Source organism: Brevundimonas sp. R86498, assembly GCF_044598075.1.
Lineage (GTDB): Bacteria > Pseudomonadota > Alphaproteobacteria > Caulobacterales > Caulobacteraceae > Brevundimonas.
Genome location: NZ_CP139004.1, coordinates 3159162 through 3185387, shown reverse-complemented (window position 1 = coordinate 3185387; position 26226 = coordinate 3159162). Strand labels below are relative to the sequence as shown.

The 26226-nt window shown below is 67.6% G+C and carries 27 protein-coding genes and 1 pseudogene; 13 read left to right on the top strand and 15 right to left on the bottom strand.

The window, feature by feature from the left end:
* The 5 genes from SJY26_RS15730 to SJY26_RS15710 all read right to left on the bottom strand — a co-directional run bounded on the left by SJY26_RS15730 (position 1) and on the right by SJY26_RS15710 (position 3756).
* Positions 1 to 705 carry a CoA transferase subunit A gene (locus SJY26_RS15730; RefSeq protein WP_396593922.1) on the bottom strand — a complete coding sequence of 235 codons (705 nt, stop codon included), beginning with the start codon at positions 703 to 705 and terminating at the stop codon, positions 1 to 3.
* A 226-nt stretch (positions 706 to 931) separates the two neighbouring features.
* The gene (locus tag SJY26_RS15725; RefSeq protein ID WP_396593921.1) at positions 932 to 1309 is read right to left on the bottom strand and encodes a type II toxin-antitoxin system HigA family antitoxin; all 378 of its coding nucleotides are present in this window, start codon (positions 1307 to 1309) and stop codon (positions 932 to 934) included.
* A gap of 9 nt (positions 1310 to 1318) precedes the next feature.
* On the bottom strand, positions 1319 to 1438 hold the full coding sequence (locus SJY26_RS15720; protein WP_396593920.1) for a type II toxin-antitoxin system HigB family toxin: 120 nt from the start codon (positions 1436 to 1438) through the stop codon (positions 1319 to 1321).
* 3 nt (positions 1439 to 1441) lie between these two features.
* A complete protein-coding gene (locus SJY26_RS15715) occupies positions 1442 to 2287 on the bottom strand; it encodes a DUF1365 domain-containing protein (protein WP_396593919.1) in 846 nt (281 codons plus the stop codon).
* Between the two features lie 110 nt (positions 2288 to 2397).
* Complete coding sequence (locus SJY26_RS15710) at positions 2398 to 3756, bottom strand: NAD(P)/FAD-dependent oxidoreductase (RefSeq protein ID WP_396593918.1); 1359 nt, start codon at positions 3754 to 3756, stop codon at positions 2398 to 2400.
* 174 nt (positions 3757 to 3930) lie between these two features.
* On the opposite strand from SJY26_RS15710, the gene SJY26_RS15705 reads away from it, so the two are divergent.
* The 7 genes from SJY26_RS15705 (at position 3931) to SJY26_RS15675 (ending at position 10170) form a co-directional block, all read left to right on the top strand.
* Positions 3931 to 4965 (top strand): SAM-dependent methyltransferase, encoded by a 1035-nt coding sequence (locus SJY26_RS15705; protein WP_396593917.1) that lies wholly within the window; start codon positions 3931 to 3933, stop codon positions 4963 to 4965.
* A gap of 10 nt (positions 4966 to 4975) precedes the next feature.
* A complete protein-coding gene (locus SJY26_RS15700; protein ID WP_396593916.1) occupies positions 4976 to 5389 on the top strand; it encodes a DUF2177 family protein in 414 nt (137 codons plus the stop codon).
* Between the two features lie 73 nt (positions 5390 to 5462).
* Positions 5463 to 6374 carry a peptidase gene (locus SJY26_RS15695; protein WP_396593915.1) on the top strand — a complete coding sequence of 304 codons (912 nt, stop codon included), beginning with the start codon at positions 5463 to 5465 and terminating at the stop codon, positions 6372 to 6374.
* 82 nt (positions 6375 to 6456) lie between these two features.
* Complete coding sequence (locus SJY26_RS15690) at positions 6457 to 7362, top strand: DUF459 domain-containing protein (RefSeq protein WP_396593914.1); 906 nt, start codon at positions 6457 to 6459, stop codon at positions 7360 to 7362.
* Positions 7359 to 8162 (top strand): GDSL-type esterase/lipase family protein, encoded by an 804-nt coding sequence (locus SJY26_RS15685; RefSeq protein ID WP_396593913.1) that lies wholly within the window; start codon positions 7359 to 7361, stop codon positions 8160 to 8162. Before SJY26_RS15690 ends, SJY26_RS15685 begins: the two co-directional genes overlap by 4 nt.
* Positions 8163 to 9566, top strand: a complete 1404-nt coding sequence (locus SJY26_RS15680) for an MBOAT family O-acyltransferase (RefSeq protein ID WP_396593912.1) — start codon at positions 8163 to 8165, stop codon at positions 9564 to 9566.
* Positions 9567 to 9579: 13 nt separating this feature from the next.
* Entirely contained in the window at positions 9580 to 10170 is a 591-nt protein-coding gene (locus tag SJY26_RS15675; protein WP_396593911.1) for a hypothetical protein, read from the top strand.
* Positions 10171 to 10294: 124 nt separating this feature from the next.
* Here SJY26_RS15675 and SJY26_RS15670 read toward each other — a convergent pair whose 3' ends face one another.
* Positions 10295 to 11974 (bottom strand): alkaline phosphatase D family protein, encoded by a 1680-nt coding sequence (locus tag SJY26_RS15670; protein ID WP_396593910.1) that lies wholly within the window; start codon positions 11972 to 11974, stop codon positions 10295 to 10297.
* A 316-nt stretch (positions 11975 to 12290) separates the two neighbouring features.
* Here SJY26_RS15670 and SJY26_RS15665 point away from each other — a divergent pair, with 316 nt between their 5' ends.
* Positions 12291 to 13040 (top strand): Crp/Fnr family transcriptional regulator, encoded by a 750-nt coding sequence (locus SJY26_RS15665; protein ID WP_396593909.1) that lies wholly within the window; start codon positions 12291 to 12293, stop codon positions 13038 to 13040.
* 244 nt (positions 13041 to 13284) lie between these two features.
* On the opposite strand, the gene SJY26_RS15660 is transcribed toward SJY26_RS15665, so the two are convergent.
* Positions 13285 to 13410, bottom strand: coding sequence for a manganese catalase family protein (locus tag SJY26_RS15660; protein ID WP_396593908.1), 126 nt, complete (start codon positions 13408 to 13410; stop codon positions 13285 to 13287).
* A gap of 202 nt (positions 13411 to 13612) precedes the next feature.
* Here SJY26_RS15660 and SJY26_RS15655 point away from each other — a divergent pair, with 202 nt between their 5' ends.
* The 3 genes from SJY26_RS15655 (at position 13613) to SJY26_RS15645 (ending at position 16065) form a co-directional block, all read left to right on the top strand.
* On the top strand, positions 13613 to 14161 hold the full coding sequence (locus SJY26_RS15655; RefSeq protein WP_396593907.1) for an SRPBCC family protein: 549 nt from the start codon (positions 13613 to 13615) through the stop codon (positions 14159 to 14161).
* A gap of 35 nt (positions 14162 to 14196) precedes the next feature.
* The gene (locus SJY26_RS15650) at positions 14197 to 15372 is read left to right on the top strand and encodes a zinc-dependent alcohol dehydrogenase (protein ID WP_396593906.1); all 1176 of its coding nucleotides are present in this window, start codon (positions 14197 to 14199) and stop codon (positions 15370 to 15372) included.
* A 117-nt stretch (positions 15373 to 15489) separates the two neighbouring features.
* Positions 15490 to 16065 carry a DUF4142 domain-containing protein gene (locus SJY26_RS15645; protein ID WP_396593905.1) on the top strand — a complete coding sequence of 192 codons (576 nt, stop codon included), beginning with the start codon at positions 15490 to 15492 and terminating at the stop codon, positions 16063 to 16065.
* Positions 16066 to 16125: 60 nt separating this feature from the next.
* Here SJY26_RS15645 and SJY26_RS15640 read toward each other — a convergent pair whose 3' ends face one another.
* On the bottom strand, positions 16126 to 16359 hold the full coding sequence (locus tag SJY26_RS15640) for a hypothetical protein (protein ID WP_396593904.1): 234 nt from the start codon (positions 16357 to 16359) through the stop codon (positions 16126 to 16128).
* A 186-nt stretch (positions 16360 to 16545) separates the two neighbouring features.
* On the opposite strand from SJY26_RS15640, the gene SJY26_RS15635 reads away from it, so the two are divergent.
* Together SJY26_RS15635 and SJY26_RS15630 are read left to right on the top strand one after the other, a co-directional pair.
* Entirely contained in the window at positions 16546 to 16980 is a 435-nt protein-coding gene (locus SJY26_RS15635; RefSeq protein WP_396593903.1) for a DUF2231 domain-containing protein, read from the top strand.
* Entirely contained in the window at positions 16977 to 18269 is a 1293-nt protein-coding gene (locus SJY26_RS15630; RefSeq protein WP_396593902.1) for a PQQ-dependent sugar dehydrogenase, read from the top strand. Before SJY26_RS15635 ends, SJY26_RS15630 begins: the two co-directional genes overlap by 4 nt.
* 31 nt (positions 18270 to 18300) lie before the next feature.
* Here the strand turns inward: SJY26_RS15630 and SJY26_RS15625 are convergent, their stop codons facing one another.
* The 7 genes and pseudogenes from SJY26_RS15625 to SJY26_RS15595 all read right to left on the bottom strand — a co-directional run bounded on the left by SJY26_RS15625 (position 18301) and on the right by SJY26_RS15595 (position 26173).
* Positions 18301 to 19791: a UxaA family hydrolase gene (locus SJY26_RS15625; protein ID WP_396593901.1), complete on the bottom strand. Its 1491-nt coding sequence runs from the start codon at positions 19789 to 19791 to the stop codon at positions 18301 to 18303.
* Entirely contained in the window at positions 19788 to 21263 is a 1476-nt protein-coding gene (locus tag SJY26_RS15620; protein ID WP_396593900.1) for a mannitol dehydrogenase family protein, read from the bottom strand. The genes SJY26_RS15625 and SJY26_RS15620 overlap by 4 nt, the downstream gene beginning before the upstream one ends.
* Positions 21260 to 22540, bottom strand: a complete 1281-nt coding sequence (locus tag SJY26_RS15615; RefSeq protein WP_396593899.1) for a TRAP transporter large permease — start codon at positions 22538 to 22540, stop codon at positions 21260 to 21262. The genes SJY26_RS15620 and SJY26_RS15615 overlap by 4 nt, the downstream gene beginning before the upstream one ends.
* Entirely contained in the window at positions 22531 to 23031 is a 501-nt protein-coding gene (locus SJY26_RS15610) for a TRAP transporter small permease (protein ID WP_396593898.1), read from the bottom strand. Before SJY26_RS15610 ends, SJY26_RS15615 begins: the two co-directional genes overlap by 10 nt.
* Positions 23028 to 24012 (bottom strand): annotated as a pseudogene (locus SJY26_RS15605) (TRAP transporter substrate-binding protein). Before SJY26_RS15605 ends, SJY26_RS15610 begins: the two are co-directional and overlap by 4 nt.
* Positions 24009 to 25424, bottom strand: a complete 1416-nt coding sequence (gene uxaC, locus SJY26_RS15600; RefSeq protein ID WP_396593897.1) for a glucuronate isomerase — start codon at positions 25422 to 25424, stop codon at positions 24009 to 24011. Before uxaC ends, SJY26_RS15605 begins: the two are co-directional and overlap by 4 nt.
* Positions 25421 to 26173 carry a FadR/GntR family transcriptional regulator gene (locus SJY26_RS15595; RefSeq protein ID WP_396593896.1) on the bottom strand — a complete coding sequence of 251 codons (753 nt, stop codon included), beginning with the start codon at positions 26171 to 26173 and terminating at the stop codon, positions 25421 to 25423. The genes uxaC and SJY26_RS15595 overlap by 4 nt, the downstream gene beginning before the upstream one ends.
* Positions 26174 to 26226: the final 53 nt, after the last annotated feature.

The window sequence follows — 26226 nt, the reverse complement described above, 5'->3', positions numbered from 1 at the left end:
CTACGCCTCGACGCGCTGGCGCACGGTGCGCTGCTCGATGCGCTTTTCGAAGGTGCCGAGGATCAGGCGATCGACATAGATGCCCGGCGTGTGGATGTGGTCGGGATCGAGGGTCCCGGTCGGGACAATGTGCTCGACCTCGACCAAGGTGACCTTGCCGGCCGTGGCCATCATCGGGTTGAAGTTGCGGGCGGTCTTGCGGAACACCAGGTTGCCCGCCGCATCGGCCTTCCACGCCTTGACGATGGCGAGGTCAGCGACGAGGCCGGTCTCCATCACGTATTTGCGGCCGTCGAACTCGCGCACCTCCTTGCCCTCGGCCACGAGGGTGCCGACGCCGGTGGCGGTGAAGAAGGCAGGAATGCCGGCCCCGCCGGCGCGGATGCGCTCGGCCAGGGTGCCCTGGGGGTTGAACTCGAGCTCCAGCTCGCCGGCGAGGTACTGGCGCTCGAACTCCTTGTTCTCGCCGACATAGGACGAGATCATCTTCGCGATCTGGCGGGTCTCCAGCAGCTGGCCGAGGCCGAAGCCGTCGACGCCGGCGTTGTTGGAGATGACGGTCAGACCCTTGACGCCCGAGGCCTTGATCCCCGCGATCAGGTTCTCGGGGATGCCGCACAGGCCGAAGCCGCCGGACATGATGGACATGCCGTCGAAGGTCAGGCCCTCGAGCGCGGACGCGGCGTCCGGAAAGATCTTGCGCATCGCTTCCTCGTTTATTTCACTGAGGGATGAATATCAGTGGCTGTTGCCCGTCCGTAACGCGGGGTCGGGGATGGGGCAAGGGTGACGCAAAAAACAGAGTCCGTTGAGTCCGTTGAGTCCGGATGGGGCGATGCGACAGGGCAGCGCCCCACCTTGTCTCAAATCCCTTGTAGGCCGGAGGTACGACAGATCTGGACGTGTCCCGCCATTACGCGGGCCTGGGCCTTCACGCCGCGAGGTCGGCGATCAGGGAGGCCGGGGAGATGTTCCAGGCACGACTGATCCGGCGAATTTGATCCAGATTGATCTCGCGGCGCCCGTTGAGAAGGTCCGACACACGCGCCTTTGATCCGATCACCTCGATCAGGTCAGACCGACTGTAGTGGTTGGTCTCCATCACGAACTTGAGCACCTCGACCGGGCTGGCGCGTGGGATCGGGTAGATCCGTTGCTCATAGTTCTCGATCAGCAGGACCAGCGCATCGAAATGGGCTGCAGCGTCGCTGCCCCGATCCGGTTCATTGTCAAAATAGGGCCGCACAGCCGCCAGCGCGGCCTCATACTCGGCCTCGGTCCTGAGGGTGCGGAGTGATGTCAGGTCCATCGTCTTCTCCTAAAGCCTGCCCACATCGATCCGGTCGTAGTCGGCGTGGGTGCCGACGAACAGAATGAACACCCGTCTGGACTTGAAGCCGATCAGACCGACGCTCCGGTATTCCCAATCTGGAAACAAGCTTTACTGCGATGCCCCCAGCGTCACTGGGTGCGCCGGCGGCTTGTCCCGGGTCCGGTATTTCGCGCCCTTGAGCATGCCGCGCAGCGCCTCCCAATGGATGCCCCACATCACCTTCCAGGTTAGCAAGGGGTGGCTGAGCCAGGCGCGGAGCAGTTCGCGGTCGGTGAGGGGGCGGCGGGCGCCGGCGAAGGAGGCGGTCAGGATGGGGGTGTCGCCGCGGCGGACGGCGACGACCACGGAGACGGCCTGATCCGGGGCATGGACGGTGAAGTCATAGGTCAGGTCCATGTCCATGAAGGGCGAGACGAAGAAGGTCTTTTCGGTCGTCTGGCGGATGGGGGTGCGGAAGGACGCCTCGCCAGACGGGGGAGGGGAGGGCACGGCGACCAGATAGGAATGGCGCTCGTGGAAGGTGTTGGTGACCTCATAGAGGAGGGCGGCGAGGGTGCCGTCGGGGCGGTGGCAGAAGTAGACCGCCAGCGGGTTGAAGCCGTAGCCGAGGATGCGGGGCATGCAGAGCAGCCGCACCGGGCCGCCCGCGATGTCGATCCCGGCGGCGGCCAGATGGGTCTCGACCTGTTGCCGGAGCGGGGTGCCGGACCGGTTGCCGTGGTCGCGGGCGCGCCAGCTCATGAGGCCGAAGCAGCCGTTTGTCAGCCAGCGCAGGGGGCGGATGCGGGCCTCGGCCGTGTCGATGTCGAGCAGCAGCATGAACAGTCGGTAGCGCAGGGTGTGCTGGATGCCGTGGACGCGATGGTGGACCACGCCGCCGACGTAGAGGGCGCAATCCTCCCCCGACGGGGGAGGTGGCGCGGCGCGGCTTCGCGCCGTGACGGAGGGGGCCAACGCGAACGACGGTGTCTGAGGTTGGCCCCCTCCACCGCTCCGCGGTCCCGTCGCAGCCGAGCGATGCTCTTCTGCTCCACCCCCGATGGGGGAGGACTGTCGAGCCGTCGTCACGCTGCCTCGGACAGGGCGTCCGGGGCCGGGCCCAAGACGATGCGGCCGCTTTCGTTGGCGACGGACCAGGGCCGGCGGACACCGCCCAGCTGCTCGGCGACGGCGAGGCCGGCCTGGAGGCCGTCCTCGTGGAAGCCGGAGCCGAACCAGGCACCGGCGAACCAGACGCCTGCCTGACCCTGAAGCGACCAGAGTTCGGACTGGGCGCGGACGGCGGCGGTGTCGAAGACCGGGTGTTCGTAGTCCCATTCGCCGAGGACGAGCGTGGGGTCGGGGTCCTTCGCCGGGTTCAGGCTGACGAACAGGGGCGGGCCGGACAGGGACTGGAGCTCGTTCATCCAGTAGGTGACGCCGCCCTCGCCGGCGCGGTCCGAATAGCCCTTGTGGGTCCAGGCGGCCCAGGCCTTGCGCCGTTTCGGCATCAGGCTGGTGTCGCGGTGCAGCAGGGCACGGTTGGGGCGGTAGCGGATGGCCCCCAGCAGGCGCTGTTCGTCTGCGGTGGGGGCGTCCAGCAGGCGCAGGGCCTGATCGGAGTGGGTCGCCAGAACGACGATGTCGAACCGCTCGCTGCGACCATCGGCGAAGCGCAGGGTGGCACCCGTGCCGTCGCGGGCCACGCCGGCCACGCCTGCCCTGGTGACGGTGCGCCCCATGAAGTCGGCGTGCAGGCGGGTGACATATTCGCGGCTGCCGCCGTCGACCGTGCGCCAGGTGGGCTTGAGGTCATAGGTCAGCAGATTGTGGTTCATGTAGAACCGCACGAAGGACGCCGCCGGATAGCCGGTCATCTGGCCCAGGGTGGAGGACCAGATGGCGGCGGCCTGGGGCAGCAGGTGGGCGTCGCGGAACAGGTCGCCGTAGCGGTTGCGGTCCAGATATTCGATCAGGGTCTCGCCGGTGCGGTCCATCCCGGCGAGGTCGCGCGGGGCCTGTTTCTGGAACCGCAGCAGGTCCGAGATCATGCGCCAGAAGCGGGGGCTGGCGTAGTTGCGCTTCTGGGCGAACAGGGCGGTGATGCCGTGGCTGGAATATTCGAACGCCCCGTCGTCCATGGAGACGGCGAAGGACATGTGGGCGGGCTTCGTCGGGACCGACAGATGGTCGAACAGCGCGACCAAGTTGGGATAGTTGTCGGCGTTGTAGACGATGAAGCCGGTGTCGACGGCCACGGGGCCGCCCGGTGTGGGGGCCTCCACCGTATTGGAATGGCCGCCGATCCGGTCGTCGGCCTCATACAGGGTGACGTCGTGGCGCTTCGACAGCAGCCAGGCGCAGGACAGGCCGGCAATGCCCGCGCCCACCACGGCGATGCGCGATCCGGGGGTGGCGGTCTGGGGGACGGGGGCGGGGCTCATGCAATCTCCGGACAGGCGGCGGGTACGGCTCAGCTACGGTCGGGTGGCGGGCGTGGATGAGGTCATCCGTCGCGGCCGTGGCTGCGTAACTGGGTGGTCTTCCAAAGCGGAGCCGTTACACCTGATGACAGGCGTAAGGGTCCGCGCCCGGCCGCGCAACGTCAGGATCGCCGCATGAACATCGCAAACGTCGCCATTCGCCAGTTGCAGGATGCGCCGTTCCCCGACTTCGTGACCCGACGGGCGATCACCAGCCTCGTGACCGAGGCCCGCAAGCGGCTGGACAGGGACGGACCGCATGATTCCGCAGCCTTCGCCCGCGAAATGGCCGCGCGCGCGATCGCCGAACACACCGACGCCGCCAACGACCAGCACTATGAGCTGCCGCCCGAGTTTTTCCGGATCTGTCTGGGGGCGAGGCTGAAGTACTCCTGCTGCCTGTATGGCGACGGGGCGGAGACGCTGGATCAGGCCGAGGAGAAGGCCCTGGCCGAAAGCTGCGCCCACGCCGGCCTGGAAGACGGTCAGACCGTGCTGGAACTGGGCTGCGGCTGGGGCTCGCTGTCGCTGTGGATGGCCGAGCGCTATCCGCGCAGCCGGATCACGGCGGTGTCGAACAGCCATGGCCAGCGCGGTCATATCGAGGAACAGGCGCGGCTGAGGGGCCTGAGGAACCTCAGCGTCATCACCTGCGACATGAATGATTTCGAGGCTCCGGCGGCGGGGACGTACGACCGGATCGTCTCGGTCGAGATGTTCGAACATATGGCCAACTGGCGGGCCCTGCTGACCCGGGCCCGGGGCTGGCTGAAGCCGGACGGGCGGGTGTTCATCCACATCTTCACCCACCGGGACGCGCCCTACCGGTTCGATCACACCGACGGCGGTGACTTCATCGCCCAGCATTTCTTCACCGGCGGGGTGATGCCCAGCCAGGACCTGATGCACCAGTTCCCCGACCTGTTCGCCGTGGAGCAGACCTGGACGTGGAACGGGGTGAACTATGCGCGCACGGCCGAGGACTGGCTGGCCAATATGGACGCGGAGCCGGAGCGGGTTCTGGCCCTGATGCGCGAGACCTATGGCGCGGCGAACGCCCGGCTGTGGGTGCGGCGCTGGCGGCGGTTCTATCTGGCCACGGCCGGATTGTTCGGAAACGACGGCGGCCGGACCTGGGCCGTCACCCACTATCGTCTGAAACCGGCCTGAGGAGCGTGACGTGCTGAAATGGATTGCCGCCTATCTGGGGACCGGCCTGGCCTTCGCCGCGGTGGATTTCGTCTGGCTGTCGACGATGACCGAGCGGTTCTACAAGCCCGTGCTGGGCCCCATCCTGGCCCCGAAGCCGGACATGACGGCGGCGGTGCTGTTCTATCTGATCTACATCGGCGGGATCGTGTTCTTCGCCGTGGCCCCGGCTCTGAAAGAGGGAGCCTGGACGCGGGCGGCGCTGAACGGGGCGGTGCTGGGGTTCGTGGCCTATGCCACTTACGACCTGACCAACCAGGCGACCCTGGCGATCTGGCAGACGAAGCTGACGATCGTGGACCTGTGCTGGGGGACCGTGCTGACCATGACGGCGGCGACAGGTGGTTATTTCGCGGCGGCCGCCGTGGGCAGCCGCGCGGCCTGACGATTTCATACAGGCGGTTGTCTTTCGGCGACCGATGAGATTTCTTCCCCTCCAAAGAGGGATGGGGACAATCATGAGACAACTGCTTTTCACCGGGGTGGCCGTGCTGGCCGTCCTGTCGGGCTCCGCTGCGACGGCACAATCCAAGCGCCAGAGCGGCGTCGACGCCAGCGAGCGGGCGACCTATGGCGAAATCCGCCTGAGCAGCGGGTTCACTGACGATCCCTATACGGTCTCGGTGACCTCGGGTGGGTCGATCGATGCGAGCGATGTCAGCGACGGCTGTGTCGGCATGGTCTCGCGGGCCCCGGATTTCCAGCTGACCTATGAGGCCGGCAGCCTGCCGCTGAGCTTCGGGACGATCTCGGACAGCGACACGACCCTGATGATCAACGGACCGGACGGGCGCTGGAGCTGTGACGACGATTCGGGCGGGGACGGGGATGCTCTGGTCACCTACAGCAACCCCGGCAGCGGGGTTTATGACATCTGGGTGGGGGCTTGGGGCGGCAATAGCGATTCGGCACAGCTGTTCGTCACCGAGCTGTCGGGCGACGGCAACGGCGGCAGCAATGGCAGTGGCGGGTCGCCCGATGCCAGCCTGACCGCCACCTATGGCGAGGTGCGGCTGAGGTCCGGGTTCAGCCCCGATCCCTATCGGGTCGAGGTCTACTCCGGAGGCAGTCTGGAGGCGTCGCAACTGGGCGGATCGTGCGTCGGCAGGATCGCCGAGGCCCCCGATTTCCAGCTGACCTATGATGCGGGCAGCCTGCCCCTGACCTTCGGGGTCGAGGCCGACGGCGACACGACCCTGGTGATCAACGGGCCGGACGGGCGCTGGAGCTGCGACGACGATTCCGGGGGTCAGGCCGATCCGGAGATCACCTTCCGCAATCCGCAGTCGGGCGTCTATGACGTCTGGGTCGGGGCCTATGGCGGCAACGGGGTGTCGGGCGAGCTGTTCGTCACTGAACTGGGCCGTTAACCTTTTCGCTCTCGCGTGACGGGTGTGTCATGGCGGCGTGCGACGGTCCCGTTATAAGCGAAGCTGACGTTTCCCAGCCGGGGTGGGGCCATTGCGCGCGGGCATCAATGCAGTAACGGCAGCCCTGGTTGTCGGGGTCCTGATCGGCCTGGCCCTGACGCCGGACGGGCGTGACTGGTTGCGCCGTCCGCACCTGCCCGTCGGGGGCGCGGCCAACGCCTCGGCCGGACCGCCGACCGCCGCTGCAGTCCCGGTTCCTGTGGCGGCCGCCGTCCCCGTCGCTCCGCCGGCCCCCCGGCTGACGCCCCTGGCCGAACGGGCCGCACGGGGAAGCCTGAGGATCGGCGTGTTCGGCAACTCCATGGCCGACGGCCTTTGGACCGGCCTGTACCGGGCGATGCGCGACCAGCCGGGCGTGACGGTGGCCAAGTTCAGCGAAGTCTCCACGGGGCTGAGCCGGTATGACTATGTCGACATCCAGGCCAAGACGGCCCGCCAGGTCGCCGAACAGCCGATCGATGTGGCGGTGATCCTGTTCGGGACGAATGATGCCCAGTCGATCAGTCTGGACGGCGAGATCCACACGTTCGGCACGGAGGGCTGGAAGGCCGCCTATGCGCGGCGGGTCGACGATCTGGTGGCGATGCTGCGCGGCCGCGACATCGCGGTCTACTGGGTCGGCCTGCCGGCGATGAAGCGGGCCGGGTTCGACGCGAAGATGGAGCTGATCAACGCCATCGTCTCGGCGCGGATGACGGCGCTGGGCGTGCCGTGGATCGAGACTGAAAGCCTGACCCGCAACGCCGGGGGCGAGTACGACGCCTATCTGCCGGAGACCGGCACCGGACGGCAGCGGCTGATGCGGGCCAATGACGGGATCCACATGTCGATGGCCGGCTATCTGCGGATCACCGAGCCGGTGGCCGCGCGGCTGAAGCGGGATGCCGGTCTGGATGCGCCGGCCGTCGACGCCGCGCCCGCCGCGTGATCCGCGCGCTGGCCCTGTTCGCCGGGCTGGCGCTGGCGTCGAGCGCCGTTGCGCAGGAGCGGCCGTGGACGCCGCTGCCGTCCCCGGTCAGCGCAACCTGTCCGGGGGGGCTATGCCAGCCGGAGGGGCTGGAGCGGTTCTTCGCGGCCTTAAACGGCACCGGTCCGGTGCGGGTGATCCAGTTCGGCGACAGCCACACGGCGGGCGGCGACATCACCACCTCGCTGTTGTGGCGGCTGCAGGGGCGGTTCGAGGGGCGGGAGATCGGGCTTTCGGCGCGGGGCGTCGTCGGCGCGACCCTGTCAGGGCTGGCGGCGCGAGAGCCCCTGTTCGAGCCGGGCGAGGCGGTGCCGGACCTGATCATTGTGGCCTATGGCGTCAATGAGGGGTTCGACGATGCGCTGGTGCCCCGCGCCTATGAGGCCCTGCTGCGGGGACAGGTCGCGCGGCTGAAAGCGGCAGCCCCCGGTGCCGCCCTGCTGATCCTCGGCGCGCCCGAAGCGATGCGGGGGGAGGGGGGCGGGACCTGCCCCGACGATCCGGAGCGGCGCTGGAAGACTCCGGTCCTCCTCGCGGTGGTCCGTGATGTGCAGCACCGGGTTGCGGCGGACATGGGCGTCGCGTTGTGGGACTGGCGGGGACGGATGGGGGGAGAGTGTTCGGCCCATGCGCTGACCCGGGGCGAGGCACCACTGATGCGGGGTGACCATGTGCATTTCACCGCCGCCGGGGGGGACTGGATCGGGTCGCTGCTGTTCGCCGACCTGATGGCCGCCCATGACCGGCGGGGAGGGCGCTAGATGCTGTTCCCCACCCTGGCGTTCGGCGTCTTCTTCCTGTTCGTCTATTTCACCGCCTGGTCGCTGGACCGCGAGAACGGGCGGCGAAAGCTGTTCCTGCTGCTGGCCAGCTGGTTCTTCTATGCCCAGTGGGACTGGCGGTTCGTCGGCCTGCTGATCGCCTCGGCCATCCTGAACTGGGGCGTGGCGGTGCTGGTGGCGCGGGCAGACGCGCCGGGCCGCAGGAAGCTTCTGGTCGGGCTGGGCGTGGCGGCCAATCTGCTGATCCTCGGGGTGTTCAAATACTACGGCTTCTTCGTCGAACAGGCGGGCGAGCTGTTGACCCGGTTCGGCTGGGAGCGGGACCTGCCCCTGCTGGAAATCGTGCTGCCGGTGGGGATCAGCTTCTTCACCTTCCAGGGCATCAGCTATCTGGTCGACGTCTATCGCGGGAAGACGCCGCTGGCCCGGTCGCTGCTGGATGTCATGCTGCTGATGAGCTTCTTCCCGCATCTGGTGGCCGGGCCGATCGTCCGGGCCTCGGACCTGCTGCCCCAGTTCGATCGCGTGCCCCGGCTGACGCGGGCGATGGCGACCCATGGTCTGCTGCTGATCTGCTGGGGACTGTTCAAGAAGACGGTGATCGCTTCGGAGCTTTCCGTGCGGCTGGTCGATCCGGTGTTCTTCGATCCGTCGGCCTATGGAACGCTGGATCTGATGGCGGCGGTCTATGGCTATGCGGTCCAGATCTATTGCGACTTCTCGGCCTATTCGGACATGGCGATCGGGCTGGCGGCCCTGCTGGGTTATTCCTTCCCGCGGAATTTCGACCAGCCGTACCGCGCGAGTTCGATGCAGGACTTCTGGCGGCGCTGGCACATCAGCCTGTCCAGCTGGCTGCGGGACTATCTGTATGTGCCGCTCGGCGGGGGGCGCAAAGGGCTGGTGCGGTCGTGCCTGAACGTCTTCATCACCATGCTGCTGGGCGGGCTGTGGCACGGGGCGGCCTGGACCTTCGTCGCCTGGGGCGCGCTGCACGGCGGGGTGCAGGTGGTGGAACGCCTTGGACGCGCCGCCCTCGGGGGGCGGAAGGGCCCGCCGGCGTGGCTTGGGGTGCTGGTGACCTTCCACATCGTCTGTCTGGGCTGGATCCTGTTCCGGTCCGAGACCTTCCCCATGGCCATGGAGGTGCTGACGGGTCTGGGCCGGTTCGAGCCGGCAACGCTGGTGACGCCCTTCCTGCTGGCCCTGATCGTGGGTGGTCTGGCCATGCACTGGCTGCCGCCCCGGGCGGTCGAGGGGGTGGCGAACTGGATGAAGCCCGCCCCGTCGTTGACGGTCGGCCTGCTGGTCGGGGTCGCCATCCTGCTGGTCGAGGCGGTCCGTCCCGAGGGCGTGGCCCCCTTCATCTATTTCCAGTTCTGAGGGCGGGGCAGACATGAGCGACCGGCCCGACGATCCCGACGCCCCGCTGGCCCCGTTCCCGACGGCCCTGCCGGTCTCGCCGTTTCCGCCGCTGGAGGGCGAAGCGGAGCCCTATCTGGAGGACGCGGAGGAGCCTGCGCCGGTGGACGCCGCTGCGGATCCGCCGTCGATGGCGGCGGAAATCGAGCCGGTTGAATCCGCCGCAGCCCCGGTCCATGCGCCCCTCCCGCCGGCCCATCCGGCGCAGCCCCATCCCGTCCTTGCGCTGGGACGCTTTGCCTTCCCGCCCGGCGAGCCCCCGGACGACGCGGGCGTGGCGGCGCGCGAGCGGCGCTGGACCAGCCGGGTCATCGTGATCGCCACCGTCTTCCTGCTGGTTTTCAACGGGGTGTCGATCCAGAACTGGTCACGGCAGCAGGCCCCGGGCTGGATGACGACGACGGTGCGGCGACTGGCCGATGTCTGGACCGAGCAGCTGGCCCTGCTGGGGGCCGACCAGCCGCGGGAGGCGGTGCGGGAGGCTTATGAGCGCGCGCGGGATGCGAGGTGGACAATCCGGGACCCTTCTCCCCTTGCGGGAGAAGGTGGCAGCCCGAAGGGCTGACGGATGAGGGGTACGAGGATGCAAAGCCAATGGGTCCATCGGCCCCGCCCGTCAAAACCGGGTGTCACCCCTCATCCGACCTCGCTGCGCTCGGCCACCTTCTCCCGCAAGGGGAGAAGGGAAGTCAGACCCGAACCGGCCCGGTGATCCCATCGGTGCCGCGGGTGACGACCCAGGTCGACAGGGTCCGGGCCTCATAGGGTTTGGCGCGGATGGTCGAGACGGACTGGAGCTTCGCCTCGGCGCGCTCGGGCGTGAGGGTCAGCAGGATGTAGCCCTTGGCGTTCTGGTCGCAGAAGACCACCTCATCGTTGCGGGCGGCCAGCATGGCCCCCAGCGGCAGGGGACCGAACAGGTCGCCGACCGACGGGCTGGAGATGGCCGAGGTGCCGAACTCCACGCCGCGTCGGGCCCCTGCAGCGTCTTTCAGGTCATTGACCCAGTAGGCGTGGCTGTCGCCGGCCAGAACCAGCGGCTGGACCCCGGCCTCGGCGCAGGCGGCATAGAGGCGTTCGCGGCCGGCGGGATAGCCGTCCCAGGCGTCGAGGTTGAACGGCAGACCCAGTTTGAACAGGTCGATCGCGGCCTGGACCCGGGTGCGGTAGGCGGCCGGAAGCGCCGAGAGGAAGCGTTCCAGCTGTTCGGGGGTGGCGCTGCCGGCCAGATCGGGGCCGGCGACCCGGGCCATGACGACCTGGTTGCCCAGCACCTGCCAGGTCTTGCCGGAGGCGCGCGAGGCGGCGAGGGCGGACTTCAGCCAGTCCAGTTGGCCTGCGCCCAGCAGGTCCCTGGACGGATCGTTGCGTTTGGCCTCGAAGGCGGCGACGTCGGGCGTCGGGACGCCGTTGACCGGGGTGACCGTCAGGTCCTTTTCATAGTCCAGCTGTTCGCCGCGCGAGAGCAGACGGGTCTCGACCATCATCAGACTGGCCAGATCGCCGAAATCGAAGCTGCGGTTGATGTGCTCCAGACCGAGGCCGGCGCGCGGTTCGCGGATCGGCATCCATTCGTAGTAGGCGCGCAGGGCGATCGCCTTTCGGGCGGTGTAGTCGCCCTCGGTCTCGCCCTGATGGTTCTCGGCCCCGCTGATGTACGCGTCGTTGGTGATCTCGTGGTCGTCCCAGACGCAGATGAAGGCGGCGCGGGCGTGGGCGGCCTGGAGGTCCGGGTCGGACTTGTACTGGGCGTGACGCAGCCGGTAGTCCTCCAGCGAGACGATCTCGTGCGGGGGCTGGGGGATGCGGCTGAGGGCGGTGCCGACGGCCATGCCATAGTCGGCGGGCGCTGCCCCGTATTCGTAGATGTAGTCGCCGAGGTGGACGACGGCATCCAGTCGCTCCAGCTTCGACACATCGTCCCAGGCGTTGAACAGGCCGCCGGGATGCAGCTGGCAGGAGGCAACGGCCAGGACGACGTCGGGGGTGGCCCCGACCGGCAGGGTGCGGACGCGACCGACGGGGGAGGTCACATCCCCGGCCTGAAAATCATACCGATACTCGGTTCCGGGGCGAAGGCCGCCGGCGATCACCTTGACCGTATAGTCGCGATCCGGAGTCGCCTCGGCGGTGCCGGAGGCGACGACAGTCTCGCCGTTCAGCACGCGCCAGCGGACGGGAAGGGCGCGCGTGCCGTCCGCGCCGGGCGTGACCCGCGTCCACAGCACGACGCTGTCGGCGTGGGGATCGCCGGAGGCGACGCCGTGCAGGAAGGTCGGCTGCACGCCCTGTCCGGCCGTGGCTGCCGCCGGAGCCGCGACGGCCCCCGTGCCGAAGGTGGCCAGAAGACTGCGACGGTCGAGGGTCATGTCAGCGCTCACAATAGGATTCAACGGACGACGCGGATGGCCGGCAGGATGCGGCGCGGACCGTCCCCGGCGGAGCGCAGCCCACAGCCTCGCCGTAGCGCCACTTGGCATCGGCCTTGCGACGGGGGCGTGATGAACGCGTGACGGGTAGGCCGTCTACGGACGTGTGCCGTGGCCTGACCTTCGGCGGCCCGGCGACCGCCCTGATTGCTCATCTTTCCATGCAGCGCTGCGCGCACTGGAGCGTTCCGCCCGCCAGACCATTCATCCTGGCGCAGGTGACAGACCACCTGCGCCTGTATGCCAGACGGGACCCATGCAGACTTCAAGCCACGACCCGGTGTTCACAACCGACGCTACCGGGTTCGTCGAGAACCCTTTCGGACGGAATGCGGCACCGACGGCCGCCTTCCGGCGCGAACAGATTGCCCATGTCCGGATCACTGATCACCCGGTCTTCGCAGCGCTCAATGAACAGACACAGGCCCTTCTGCTCAAGCACGGGCGGCCGCGCGTGCTGGATATCGGCGAAGCCATGACGATCTCCGATCAGTTCGTCTTCATCCAGGAAGGGGTGATCGGGGTGTTCGCCCTGGATCAGCAGGTGTGTGTCGGGGTCGCCGGGACGGGTGCCGTCCTTGGGCTTGAGACGGCCGTTTCCCGGGCAAACCCAGGCGAGGTGATCGCTTTGGCGGAGTCCCGCGTGTTTGAGGTCGCGGCCACGGCTCTGGTGGACGGTCTGGGTTCGGCCAAGGTGACGGAACTGTGCATGCGTCAGGCCCTGGCGCGCCTTCAGGCCATGCAGTCTGAAGCGGCCTGCAACGCCGCCCATCTGGTGCCGCAACGGCTGGCCAAATGGCTGTTGCGGCTGCACCGCGCAAACCGCGCGCGCGAGATTCATCTCACGCAGGCTGAACTCGCCCGACTGGTGGGCGTGCAACGAACAAGCATCAACGGGGCAGCGCGGCAGCTGCAGGACATCGGCGCGGCGCGCTTTGTCCGGGGCCGGGTGATCGTTCAGGATGACCGTCGATTGACCGCCGCCGCATGCGGTTGCGCGGTCTAGCACAGAGGCAGGGCCGGTCGCGTCACCTGCGGCGCGCGACCGGCCCTGTTACAGGTCTATCCGTCGAGGCGGGTCGTCGACCCCGCACCCGGACCGGCACCCAGGTCGACGCCGGTCACCGGGTTGGATGACGGGTCCGACCGGGTGCGCGCCGCCATGGCCTCAAGCGGCCCAGTTCTTCGGCGGTGATGTCCAGCAACATGTCCTTCCGGCCCGGATCCTCGTCGGCGAGGGCCTGGGTAAATTAGCGCATGGCTGCGGCCAGCTCGCCCTGCGGCCCGCCGAACTGCTCGAGCATCAGTGTCGCGAGACCCGGGTTGGGTTCGGCGACACGGACTGTGTACATGAGTTTCTTGTTGTGCATGAACATGGGGGTCGTTCTCCTGAAGGTCTGGAGAGCAACCCGGCGCGCCGGGTTGGTTTCCCCGGGAGCCGCGACAGGTCCGCTATTGGACATTCAGCGGCATGGCCGGCCGCCTCGAGGCGGAGCCGCTTCGCCTGACAGGTGCTGAACACAGGGAACGGACGGGCCGGGGGCGACTTGGGTTGGCTTGGCCAGACAGGAGCCCCTGATGTCAGATCCCCAATCCACCGACGCCGACGTCGCGTCGACCGCCTTCCTCGACGACGACCGGCACGAAGGCCACTACAACTCCGATAGTGTGCAGGCCGTCATGATCAACCGCGACCGCATGGAGCTGTACCGCTTCTGGCGGCAGTTCGAGAACCTTCCGCAGTTCATGAAAAATGTCCGGTCCGTGGAGGCGATCAGCGACGAACGGACGTCATGGACGGTGGCGGGGCCCGCCGGCGCCGAGTTCGAGCTGGTCACCGAGATCACCGAGGACCAGCCCGGTGAACGGATCGCATGGACCTCCCTGAGGGAGTCCGATGTCGACAACGAGGGCTGGATCGAGTTCCGGGACAATGCCTTCGGGCGGGGCACCGAGGTCCGGTTGCGGATCAGCTACGACCCCCCCGCAGGCGTCGTCGGCAAGGTCGTCGCCAAGGTGATGCAACGCGAGCCCCGCATCCAGGCCCGCCGCGAATTGCGGCGCTTCAAACAGCTGATGGAAACCGGCGAGGTTTCCACCAATGCGACCGTCGCCGCCGACGTCTGACTCCTTTCCCAATTTCCCTATCAAAAGGCTTTCCCATGCGCGCCCTTACCTGGCACGGCAAACACGATGTCCGCGTCGACACGGTTCCGGATCCGGAGCTGATCAATCCCCGCGATATCATTCTGAAGGTTACCGCGACGGCCATCTGCGGCTCCGATCTGCACCTTTACGACAGCATGATCCCGGGGATGGCCAATGGTGACATCCTGGGTCACGAGTTCATGGGCGAGGTGGTCGAGGTCGGGCGCGGGAACACCCGTCTGCAGGTCGGCCAGAAGGTGGTGGTGCCGTTCGTTATCGCCTGCGGCCAGTGTTTCCACTGCGGCAAGGAACAGTATTCGGCCTGCGACAATTCCAATCCGGCCGACAAGTCCGATGCCTCGGAGATCGCCTACGGCTACCCGGTGGCGGGACTGTTCGGCTATTCTCACCTGACCGGCGGCTATGCGGGCGGTCAGGCAGAATACGTCCGCGTCCCCTATTCCGATTTCGGGCCGATCGTCATTCCTGACGGGATCGAGGACGAGCGGGTGCTGTTCCTGTCAGACATCTTCCCGACCGGCTGGATGGCGGCCGAGAATGCGCAGATCGAGCCGGGTGACACGGTGGCGGTCTGGGGTTGCGGACCGGTCGGACTGTTCACGATCAAGAGCGCGATCCTGATGGGGGCGGGCCGGGTTATCGCCATCGACCAGCAGCCGCAGCGGCTTGCCCTGGCGAAGGCCAATGGGGCCGAGGTGCTGAACTACCATGAGGTCAAGGTGCGCGAGGCGCTCAAGGAGATGACCGCCGGGATCGGGCCGGATGCCTGTATCGACGCGGTCGGCATGGAGGCGCATGGATTCTCTCCGGACAACATCCTTGATGCGGTGAAGCAGGAGACGCGGCTGGGCACCGATCGCCAGCATGTCCTGCGTGAGACCATCATGGCCTGTCGCAAGGGTGGCCGGGTGTCGGTGCCCGGCGTCTACGGCGGGATCGGCGACAAGCTGCCTATCGGGGCCTTCATGGAGAAGGGGCTGACGATCAAGACCGGCCAGACCCATGTGCAGAAATACCTTCCGCAGCTGCTGGAGATGATTCTGGATGGCAAGATCGACACGACCGACCTGATCAGCCATCGGCTACCGCTGGAGAAAGCCGCGGAAGGCTACAAAAACTTCCACGACAATCCCAATGAGTGGACCAAGGTCGTGCTGTCGCCGGGGTGAGCCGAGTTCAGTTCCGGGCATAGGGAACCGCCCCGCAGGAGCGGTTTTGAGCGGGAGGGGCCGGCGACCGGCCTCTCCTGCCAATTCGCCCCGATGGGGCCCTAGGAGATTTGCCAAATGAGATCCAGAACCCTCCTCGCCGCCGCTGCCCTGCTGCCCGTCCTCGCGGCCTGCGATCCTGGCGACCCCCAGCCCGTCGACCGGGTGGAGGATACAGTGGCGGCTCCCGTGGGTCAGATGTCAGCAGCGACCGTGGGCCAGACGGTCGATGGCTATGTGACCGCCGCCGCCATGGGCGACATGTATGAGATCGCTGCGGCCGAAATCGCCCTGCAACGCAGTCAAACCCCGGCCGTTCGTGAGCTGGCGACGATGCTGAGAGACGATCACACCGCGGCCAGCCAGCGTATGCAGACCCTGGTTCCGCAGGCCGCGCCCCAGGCGCAGATCCCGACCGAACTGGACCAGCGTCGTGAAGGCCTGCTTGAAAACCTGCGCACCGCCCCGGCGACCAACTTCGACGAAATCTTCATGAGCCAACAGGTCGCCGCGCACGAGGAAGCCCTGACCCTGCACCGGGGCTTTGCCGACACGACCGAGGCACCTGCCCTGGCGGAACATGCCCGGACGGTTGTGCCGAGGCTGGAGGCTCATCTGGAAATGGCCCGCCGCGGCACCGGCCCGGCGACTTAAGCGGCATAATGATGCCTCCAAGGGTCCCGGCCAGCGGCCGGGACCCGAGTGCCCGCAGGCTCAAGCCGCGTCGCCCCAGGACTCAAGCGACCCGGGTGGAAAGCCGAGCGCGGGGTTGGTCAGCACCGAAACGGGCCGTTCGCCATCATACAGCGCGATGGTTTCAAAGCCGGGCCATTGGCCCGCGATCGGGGCGAGGCCGAGCCGGGCCTCGTGGTCGCTGGAGCCTCTGACGGCGACGATCTCGCGGTAGGGCGCACCGGCCAGATGGACGATGCAATAATACGAATTCATGGGACTCTCTTCGTCTCGGCGGGGCGGAAACGACGGTCTGGTCGACGGGTTCCCCAAGCGTCCCCAAGGCTGGACGTCACTTCAGATCATCGACCGAAGGGCCGCCGCCGGTGACGCAGGCGATGAACCATCCGCGCGGGGAGGGGTTCAGGTGGCTGACAGCTCGACAGTTCAAGGAGAATACGCATGCCGGATACGACGTTCAGACCCGGAGGTCTGAACCCCATCCACGCGATCCTGCTGGCCTTTCCCATGGTCTGTTTCAGCGCGGCCCTGGTGACTGACATCGCCTATTTGCGAACAGCCGAAATCCAGTGGACCAATTTCTCGTCCTGGCTGATCGCCGGGGGCCTGGTCTTCACCGGCATGGTCCTGGCCTGGGCCCTCGTGTCGCTCGCCATGGGCTTCCGCAGCGATCATCGACTGCGTGCCGGCGTCTATGCCGGGCTTCTGGCGGTCCTGTTCGTGATCGAACTGGTCAATGCCTTCCAGCACAGCCGGGACGGATGGAGTTCGGTGGGAACCCTGGGCCTGCTGCTGTCCATCCTGGGCACAGCGCTCGCGATCGCAGCGGGTGTCGTTGCCCACAGCCGCTTGTTCAGCCCGGAGACCGTCCGATGATCCGCACCCTCGCCAGCGCTGCCGCCCTGCTGATGGCCCTGTCGGCCTGTGGCCGCAGCGATCCCGGGCTGAACCAGACGGGCGCTAATCCGGACCTTCCGGGCCTCCAGGAGACTCTGGTTCCGGCCATGAACATCGCCCAGCCGACCGGCTGGGGCGATCAGGTGCCGACAGTGCCCGCAGGCTTCGTCATCACAGCGCTCGCCACCGATCTTCAAATCCCGCGCCAGATGCTGGTGCTGCCCAACGGCGATATTCTGGTCGCCGAAGGGCGGGGTGGGAATGCGCCTGCGCTACGGCCCAAGGACGTGATTGCGGGCGTCATCAAGAAGCAGGGCAATACCCAGGTCGAGAGCGGCGACCGTATCACCCTGCTGCGCGATGCAGACGGCGACGGGCGCGCGGAGGTCCGCACGGTCTTCATTGACAATCTGAATGCGCCCTACGGTCTCGCCTTCGTGGACGGCACCCTCTACGTCGCCAATCAGGATGCCCTGGTCAGCTTCCCCTATCAGACCGGTCAGACCCGGATCACCGCCGCCCCTCGCGAGCTGACGAAGCTGCCGTCCGCGATCAATCATCACTGGACCAAGGCCCTGACGGCCAGCGCCGACGGCCAGACCCTGTATGTGGGGATCGGCTCAAACAGCAACGTGGGCGAGCGGGGCATGGCAGTCGAGGAGGAGCGGGCTGTGGTCTGGGCCATCGACCGGACGACCGGCGCAAGCCGGACCGTCGCACGGGGCATCCGCAATCCCACAGCCATGGCCATCGAGCCCACCACCAGCGCCCTGTGGTCCGTCGTGAACGAACGCGACGAGATTGGACCGCAACTGGTGCCGGACTATCTGACATCGGTGCGGGAAGGGGCCTTCTATGGCTGGCCCTACAGCTACTGGGGCCAGAACGTCGATCCTCGCGTGCGTCCGCAGAAGCCGGAACTGGTCGCACGAGCCATTGCGCCGGATTATGCGCTGGGGTCCCATGTGGCGGCATTGGGCCTGTCGTTCGCGACGGACGGAGGCTTTGGTGGTGCCTTTGCCCAGGGCGCTTTTGTCGGGCAGCACGGCAGCTGGAACCGCCCGGACCTGTCAGGATACAAGGTCGTCTGGGTGCCGTTCGCAAACGGGCAGCCCAGTGGCGAGCCTGTGGATTTCGCCACCGGCTTCCTGACCGGGGACGGTCAGGCCCGGGGTCGCCCGGTGGGTGTGACCTTCGACGCCCAGCGGCGTATCCTGCTGATCGCCGATGATCTGTCGAACACGGTCTGGCGGGTCGCACCCGGGTGAGTCCGGTCGGCTGTGACCGGGACGCGGCCGGCTAGAGCCAGGCCCCCATCTGCCACGGGACAAACTCGGCGTCGCCGATGCCGAGTGTCTCCGAGGCGGATGGCTCGCCCGAGGCGAGGGACAGAATCCGGCGGAAGATGATTTCGCCCATGGCTTCAAGGCTCTGGCCGGCGAGGATGCCGGAGGCATCGATGTCGATGTCCTCGGCCATCCAGCCGGCGAGGCCGGCGTTGGACGCGATTTTCAGGCAGGGCGCGGGCTTGGAGCCGAACACGGATCCGCGGCCGGTGGTGAAGGTGATCACATTGGCCCCGGAGGCGATCTGGCCGGTGGCCGAGCAGGGATCATAACCCGGGCTGTCCATGAAGGTCAGACCGGTCCGGCGGACCGGCTGGGCATAGCCGATGACATCCTGAAGGTTGGAGGAACCGGCCTTGGCGACCGCCCCGAGGGATTTTTCCAGAATGGTCGTCAGGCCGCCCTTGAGGTTGCCGGGGGAGGGGTTGTTGTTCAGCGCCATGCCGTGCTGGAGCGCGTGGTCGCGCCACCAGTCCAGCCGGTCCAGCAGGGCCCGGGCTGTATCGGCTTCGGCGCGGCGGAGCAGCAGGTGCTCCGCCCCCCAGATCTCGGGCGTTTCGGACAGGAGGGCCGAGCCGCCGTGGCTGACCAGCCGGTCCACGGCCCGGCCGAGCGCGGGATTGGCAGTCACACCGGACCAGCCATCAGAGCCGCCGCACTGGAGACCCACGACAAGGCCGGAGACCGGGGCCGGCTCCCGGGGCGTCCCGGCGGCGGTGGCGATCAGCTCCCGGACAATCGCCTCGCCGGCGGCGATCGCCTTGAGGGTTCCGCCCGCGTCCTGGATCGACAGGCTGCGCAGGTGTGGGCTGGCGGACAGTCCTTCACGGGTGAGCCAGTCGGGGATCTGGTTGGCCTCACAGCCGAGACCGACGATCAGCACGGCCGCCACATTGGGGTGACGGGCATAGCCCGCCAGGGTCCGCTGGAGCATGCGGACGTCCTTGCCATCGAACGCCCCGCCGCAGCCGCCCGTGTGGGTATAGGCGACGACGTCGTCGACTCCCGGGGGCAGGGTCTCGCGGGGGAAGGCGGTGGCGATCCGGCGGGCGACCGTCGCCGAACAGTTCACGCTGGTCAGGATGGCGATGGTGTTGCGGGTGCCCCAGCGGCCGTCGGCGCGGCGATAGCCCGACCAGGTGACGGTGTCGTCCGGGGCCGGGAGTGGCCGGCGTCCGGCCCCGATTTCCGCCGCGCGGTCGGTGTCGCTCATGACGAGGTTGTGGGTGTGGACCCACGACCCGGCCGGGATGTCGTCTGAGGCAAGGCCGATGACCTGACCGTATTTGTGGACCGCGGCTCCGGCCGCTACGGCACGCACGGCGACCTTGTGACCGCCGGCCACCGCACCGGTGAGGGTGACGCCATTGCTCGCATGGCCTGACGGCAGATCGGTCAGGGCGATCGCGACGTCGTCGTCAGGGTGAAGGCGCAACAGGGTCACGGGGTCACCAGCGCCTCGACGGCAGCGCGCGCGCCTGAGTGACAAAGTTGTCGGTAGGCCGCGATCACGGGGGCGCGGAAGGCCGGATCGGCGGTCAGGGATGGCGGGAACACAGCGGTGAGGGACAGCAGGGCGCGCGCCCGGGCCTCAGCGTCCGGCCCGGCGGCATCGAGAAGCCGACGGGTGGTGGCCGCGAGGGGATCATCGACCCCGAAGCTCTGGCCAGCATCGTCCTGACCGCCCTGCCACCGCATCCAGCCGGCGATGGCCAGCGCCAGATGGGCCAGGGGCAGGCCCTGCTCGACGCGCGCCGCGGCGGTTGCCACCAGTCGCTGGGGCAGTTTCTGGGATCCGTCCATGGCGATCTGGTGGGTGCGGTGGTTCAGACTGGCATTGGCGAAGCGGGCGAACAGGTCGCGGCGATAGGCGGCGACGTCCAGCTCCGGCGGTGGTGTCAGCGTTGTTTCGGCCTCATCCCACAGGCCTGTGACGTAGCGGGCCCAGGCCGGATCCGCGACCGCCTGATGAACGAAGGCGATGCCGGCCAGCCCGCCCAGATAGGCCAGCGCCGAATGAGCGCCGTTCAGCAGGCGCAGCTTGGCGTCCTCCCACGGCGCGACCGAGGCGGTGATCCGGACGCCCAGGGCCTCGAAATCCGGGCGCGCGCCCGCGAACCGGTCCTCGATGACCCACTGGAGGAAGGGCTCGGTCTTGACCATGCCTTCGTCGCGCAGGCCCAGCCTGGCCTCCATGGCGTCCACATCTGCGGGGGTGGTGGCCGGGACGATCCGGTCCACCATGGTCTGGGGGAAGGCGCAGTTCGCCTCGATCCAGTCGGCCGTGGCCGGATCGGCCGCCCGGGCGAAAGCGAGGGTCGCATCGCGGACACGCGCGCCATTGTGGGGAAGGTTGTCACAGCTGATGACGGTGAGGGGGGGCAGACCCCGCTGGTGCCGAAGCCTCAGGCCCGCAGCGAGAACGCCGGGGGCCGTGCGCGGACGATCAGGATCAGCCAGATCAGCGGTCACATCCGGCGCTTCTGAAAGCAACGCGCCCGACGCCGGGTCGAGCCTGTAGCCCTTCTCCGTGACCGTCAGGGTCACCAGGTGCACATCGGGATGGGCCAGCCGCTCGACGAGGGCGGCAGGGTCCTCGGGCCCGACCTCAAGCCCTGTTACTGCCCCGATGATGCGAACCCGCTCTTCGCTGCCGTCGCGGACCGACAACGCATACAGGCCGCCCTGGGGCGCGAGCTGGTCGCGGACCCCCGGCGACCGCAGGGACACCCCGAGGATGCCCCAGCGAGGATCCCCCGCTTCCAGTGCGCGGTCGAACACGTCCGCCTGGTGGGCGCGGTGAAAGGCCCCGATCCCGAGATGGACGACACCGGTGCGGATGGCGGCCCGCTCATAGGCGGGCCTGCCGACATCAGCCGGCAGTCGATCCAGTGTGTCCGGCGACAGACGGATCAACCGGCCAGCCCGGGCAGGGTCAGGGTCAGGGCCGGAACGAAGGTGATGGCCATCAGGGCCGCGAACAGGGCGAGGTAGAAGGGCCAGATGGTGCGGACCGCCTCCTCGACCTTGATCTTGCCCACGGCGCAACCCACGAACAGCACCGCCCCGACGGGCGGGGTGACCAGGCCGATGCCGAGGTTGAGCATCATCATGATGCCGAAGTGGACCGGGTCCATGCCCGTGGCCATGGCGACCGGCAGGAAGATGGGGCTGGTGATGACGATCAGCGGGGCCATGTCCATGAAGGTGCCCAGGACCAGCAGGATGAGATTCATCATCAGCAGGATCATGATCGGATTGTCGGTCAGGGACTGCATCACGGTCGCCAGTTGTTCAGGCGTTTCCAGCAGGGCCAGGAGCCAGCCGAAGGCAGCGGCCGAGCCGATGATCAGCATGACCATGGCGGTGGTCTTGACCGCATTCTGGGCGGCCGTCGTGAAGCCCCGGAAGCCGAGGGTCCGGTAGACAATCAGGGCGATGACAAGGGTGTAGATCACCGCGACGGCCGAGCTTTCGGTCGGGGTGAAGACCCCGCCGAGAACGCCGCCGAAGATGATCACGGCGGTCAGCAGGCCGGGGATGGCGGCGGCAAAGGCCCGGGCAAAGGCGGGCCAGCCCGGGAACTCGCCCTTGGGATAGCCCCGCTTCACGGCGACAAACCATGCCACGGCGGCCAGCAGGATGCCGGTCAGGATGCCCGGCAGGACACCGGCCAGGAACAGGTCCGCGACCGAAACCGACACGCCGGCTGCCGCCGCATAGATGATCATGTTGTGCGACGGCGGGACCAGGATGCCGAGAATGGCCGAGGTCGAGGTGACGTTGACCGCGTAGTCGGCGTCATAGCCCTTTTCCTTCATCATCGGGACGAGGGTGGAGCCCAGTGCGGACACCGAGGCGACTGCCGAGCCCGAGACGCCGCCGAACATCATCGAGGCCCCTACATCCACGACCCCGAGTCCGCCCCGCATCCGGCCCATCGCGGCATCGGCCACGCGGACCAGCCGGTCGGCGATCCCCGCCTGCTGCATCAGGTCGCCCGCAAAGACGAAGAAGGGGATGGCCATCAGGGAGAAGACGTTCACCCCCGTGGCGATCCGCTGGAACGCCACCACCGGGGCAATGTCCATGAAGATAAAGGTGACCAGCGAGGCGAGGCCGAGGGCGAAGGCCACGGGCACGCCGATGATCAGCAAAAGGGCCAGCAGCCCGAGGAGAAGCGTCAGTTCCACAGGGGCTCCACTTTCTGGCCGCGGGCTTCGGTGAGCAGATGTTCCAGCGCAAACAGCACGATCAGCCAGCCGGCGATGGGCAGGGGCAGGTAGGCGGCACCGCGTGGGAGGCCGAGGGTGGGAATGTCGAAGGCCCAGGTGCGGGCGACCAGCTCGCCGCCCCAGAGGCCCATGGCCACGCCGAAGCCGGCGACGGCCAGCAGACTGCTCGCCCGGCAGATGCGTTGAAGCCCCGCAGGCATCGCACCGGTGGCGGCCGTCATGCCGAGGTGGAACTGCTCGCGCACACCCACGGCTGCGGCCAACAGGACGAACCAGACCATCAGGAGCAGAGCCGCCTGTTCCGCCCAGGCCGGGGCGTCGCCCAGAACATAACGGGCGAACACGGACCAGCCGATGATGCCGGTCATGACGATCAGGCCAAGGGCGGCAAACGCCAGCGTCGCGCGGCTGATCCAGCGGGAAATGAAGGCCAGGACACCCAGCATCACGCCATCCCCCGGATCTGGCTGACGAGCGCCTGCTGGCCCGGTTCGGTGATGAACCGGTCCCAGACCGGCAGCATGGCCGCTTCGAAGGCCGAACGGTCCAGATTCTCGATGATCTGTACGCCCGCGTCGACGACAGCCTGGCGCGCGGTCGTTTCCCGCGCTTCCCAGATCGTGCGCATGAACGGCACGCTTTCGGTTGCCGCAGCCCGGATGATCTCACGATCAGGCGGTGACAGCTTCGCCCAGGTGCGGGCCGAGGCGACGAGCACCTCCGGAGCCATGACGTGGCGGGTCAGGCTGTAGAAGCGCGCGACCTCGAAATGGCGGCTGTCCTGATAGGAGGGCCAGTTGTTTTCCGCGCCGTCGATCACGCCCTGCACCAGGCCCTGGAAGACCTCGCCATAGGACATGGGGATCGGGCTGGCCCCAAGTGCCTGGACGAGGGCGACATAGAGGTCGGAGGTCTGGACTTCTCAGCTTGAGCCCCCGCATGTCGGCCGGCGTCCGGATCGGGCGGCGGGTGTTGTAAAAGCTGCGCTCGCCGGAATCGTAGAAGGCCAGGCCGATCAGGCCGTGCCGCTCGAGGCTGTTCAGCACGGTCCGGCCGGGGGCTCCGTCGAGGGCGCGCCGCATGTGGTCAGTGGACTGGAACAGGAAGGGCAGGGACGGGACGAGGGTCAGGGGCTCGATCGGATTGAGCGGAGCCAGGTTGACCCGATTGATGTCCAGTCCGCCAAAGACGGTGATCTCCAGCGTGTCCTTTTCCTCGCCCAGCTGGCCGCCGGCATAGTTCCGGAGCCGCAACCGCCCGTTGGTCCGCTGTGAGATGAGTTCGCCGAAATGATCAACAGCGGCCACGGTCGGATAGCCGGACGGATGGCTGTCCGCGCCCCGTAGAGGCCGCTCGCCGATCTTCTGAACGCACGCCGCGAGAGGGCCTGCCAGGGCAGTCGTGATCAACGCTCGGCGAGAGGGTCTCATAGGCGATAGGTTTCCTTGACGAGCCCATAGGTCAGTGCGTGTGCCAGCTCATGAGCCTCGTCTTCCTCAAGCCGGTGTTCCGCGACCATGCACGCAAGGAAACCGGTGTCAATCCGCCGGGCCACGTCATGGCGGGCCGGGATGGAGAGGAAGGCCCGGGTGTCGTCGTTGAAACCCACCGTGTTGTAAAAGCCCGCTGTTTCGGTGACCTGCTCGCGAAAGCGTCGCATGCCCTGCGGCGCGTCATGGAACCACCACGGCGGTCCAAGCTTCAGTGCGGGATAGTGGCCCGCGAGTGGGGCCAGCTCCCGGGCATAGGCGCTTTCGTCGAGCGTAAAGAGGATGATGGTCAGGCCGGGCTCGGACCCGACGGCGTCCAGCAGGGGCTTCAAGGCGCGGACATAATCGGTCCGGGTGGGAATGTCGGCCCCCTTGTCGCGGCCGAAGCGGGCGAAGACCGAGGCGTTGTGGTTGCGGAAACTGCCCGGGTGGATCTGCATCACCAGACCGTCGTCGAGACTCATGCGCGCCATGACTGTGAGCATATGGCCGCGGAACAGTTCTGCTTCGTCGGCGGATACCGGCCCTGCGGCGACCCGCGCGAACAGGGCGCGGGCCTCGGCGTCCGGCAGGTCTGCGGTGAATGCGGTGGGATGGCCGTGGTCGGTCGAGGTCGCGCCGTGGGCCGCAAAGAACGCGCGTCGGTCGCGCAGCGCCGCCAGATAGCCTTCCCACGTCCGCGCATCCTGCCCGGTCAGTTCGCCGAGCCGGTCCAGATTGGCGTGAAAGCCCTCGAAATCCGGATCCATTACGGGGTCGGGGCGGAAGGCGGTGACGACCTTGCCGGTCCAGCCGCTGGCCCGGATCGTCCGGTGATGCGCCAGATCGTCGAGCGGGCTTTCGGTCGTTGCAATGACCTCGATGCCGTAGCGGTCGAACAGGGCCCGCGGCCGGAACGCCTCGGTCTGCAGGGCCGCGTCGATGACGTCGTAATAGTGGTCCGCGGTCTCCGCCGACAGCCGGACGTCGAGGCCGAAAACCTCGGCATAGACCCAGTCGTGCCACAGCCGCGACGGGGTGCCGCGGAACAGGTGGTAACGCTCGGCGAAACGCTTCCAGATGGCCCGCGGATCGGTCTCGACCGGCCCCCCATCGGCCCGGGGGACGCCGAGATCCTCCATCGCCACACCCTGGCTGTGCAGCATCCGGAACACGTAGTGGTCCGGTGTGATCAGCAGTTCTGCGGGATTCTTCCAGTGGTCGTTGGTCGCAAACCAGGCGGGGTCGGTGTGGCCGTGCGGGCTGATGATCGGCAGACCCTTGATGCCGTCATAGAGCCGTCGGGCGATCGCCCGGGTGTCGGGATCCGGGGGGAAGAGTCGGTCGGGGTGAAGCGTCAGGGGCTGGGTCATCCGCGGGTCTCCGCCATATATCGTTTGCGCTGTTCGGCAATTCGGGCGCGCGCTTCTTCCATGGCTTCGGTCTCTGTCGCATCCAGCAGGGTGGCCATGACGCGGGTCAGATGGTCGCGCATGGCGGCCGTGGCAGCTGCGGGATCGCCAGTCGCCAGGGCATCCACGATGGAGGCATGCTCATGAATGCACGGTTTGACGCCCGCGGCGCGCCCTTTTTGGGACAGCAGCCGGGTCTGGGGAGAGCGGTCGCGGGCATCCCAAAGGGCCCGGACGGCCTGGCTCATGGCGCTGTTTCCGGTCGCTTCGGCGATGGCGATATGAAAGCGCCGGTCGGCGTCCTCGCTCATGATGACGTCGTGGGGGTTTTCGTTCTCCATCTCCTCCACCAGGGCGCGAAGCAGACGGATTGTGTCAGACGTGATCCGCCGCGCCGCCATGGCGCAGGCTTCGCCTTCAATCGCCTGTCGTGCCTCCAGCAGTTCAAAGGGCCCTATGTCGGTCTCGCCGGCCGCTCCCCCCTCAGGTTGCCGGGCGCGGACATAGACGCCCGACCCCATCCGGACCTCGACCAGACCATCCAGTTCCAGAGCAAGCACCGCTTCACGCACCGTGGGCCGTGACACTGCGAACGTCTGGGCCAGGACCCGTTCGGAGGGCAGGCGGTCCCCGACGCGTGGCTGCCCGGCGGCAATCTGGGCCGCGAGGGCCTGCGCCAGCTGCTCGTAAAGTCGTCGGGTTCCCGCCATGCGTGATGCTTATCTGGCCTGACCAATCTGGACAATCCAAATCCATTCCCTAG